This window comes from Arthrobacter sp. Hiyo1, from assembly GCF_001263615.2.
Lineage (GTDB): Bacteria > Actinomycetota > Actinomycetes > Actinomycetales > Micrococcaceae > Arthrobacter.
The window spans coordinates 326,917-328,270 of record NZ_DF952474.1; the positions used below are offsets into that span (position 1 = coordinate 326,917).

Sequence of the window (1,354 nt, forward strand, 5' to 3'; positions counted from 1 at the left end):
GGAAAGGGCCATATATCTGAGCGAGCGTCGCTGTCGGTACGCCGGGAAAGGTCCGTTAGTGCCCGACGGCGGCAGTCCCGTTGCGCTGTCGTCCCGCCTTTGCGCCGTGCTCACCCCAGACGCTCGCTCACCTTTGGGGTGTTTTCCGCCGACGCTCGCTCAGATGATCTGAGCGGGCGTTCCGGCATTTGGCCATATATGTGAGCGGGCGTCGGGGGAGAGGGGCGTATATGTGAGCGGGCGTCGGGGGAGAGGGGCGTATATGTGAGCGGGCGTTCCATTGCCCTGCCTTGCCCCGCCCCGCCCGGCCTGCCTTACCTGTTGCGTGTAGTGATGCAACGCTTGACGCATCTCGCGCCTTCCGCATATTCTGAACGAACGGTCGGTAAATATTTAGGAGCAACCATGGCATCGCAGAATCTGCAGTCTGTGCCCGCTGAGCTGTCCCCCGAAGAGCTTGAGCGGGAACAGGCCGGTCAGGCGTATTTTGACCGCATCATTTCCGAGGATTCGCGCATCGAACCCCGCGACTGGATGCCGGAGGCCTACCGCAAGACCCTGCTCCGCCAGATCTCGCAGCACGCGCACTCGGAGATCATCGGCATGCAGCCGGAAGCCAACTGGATCACCAGGGCTCCGAGCCTGAAGCGCAAGGCCATCCTCATGGCCAAGGTGCAGGACGAGGCAGGCCACGGGCTGTACCTCTACTCGGCCGCCGAAACCCTCGGCCAGAGCAGGGACAAGATGACCAGCGACTTGATCGCCGGCAAGGCCCGCTACTCGTCCATCTTCAACTACCCCGCGGTTTCCTGGGCGGACATGGGTGCGATCGGCTGGTTGGTGGACGGTGCCGCGATCTGCAACCAGGTCCCCCTGTGCCGTGCTTCCTATGGCCCCTACGGACGCGCAATGGTGCGCATCTGCAAGGAAGAGTCGTTCCACCAGCGCCAGGGTTTCGAGATCCTCCTTGAACTGTCCAACGGTACGCCCGCCCAAAAGGCGATGGCCCAGGACGCCGTCAACCGCTGGTACGCGCCGGCGCTGATGATGTTCGGCCCGCCCGACGACGATTCCCCCAACTCCAAGCAGTCCATGGCCTGGAACATCAAGCGGTTCAGCAACGATGAGCTCCGCAGCCGCTTCGTCGGCATGATGGTGGAGCAGGTCAAGGTCCTGGGCCTCACGCTCCCGGACAAGGACATCCGTTTCAACGAAGAAACCAAGAAATGGGAGCACGGGCCCCTGGACTGGAACGAGTTCAAAGACGTTCTCGCCGGGAAGGGTCCCTGCAACGCGCAGCGGCTTGAGCGCCGGCGCGAAGCGCACGACGACGGCGCTTGGGTCCGCGAAGCCG

Annotated in this window: 1 protein-coding gene; it reads left to right on the top strand. The window is 63.4% G+C overall.

The window, feature by feature from the left end; genetic code table 11:
- Positions 1–405: 405 nt before the first annotated feature.
- A partial coding sequence (gene paaA / locus AHiyo1_RS18825; protein WP_059389569.1) for a 1,2-phenylacetyl-CoA epoxidase subunit PaaA occupies positions 406–1,354 on the top strand: 949 nt, incomplete at its 3' end.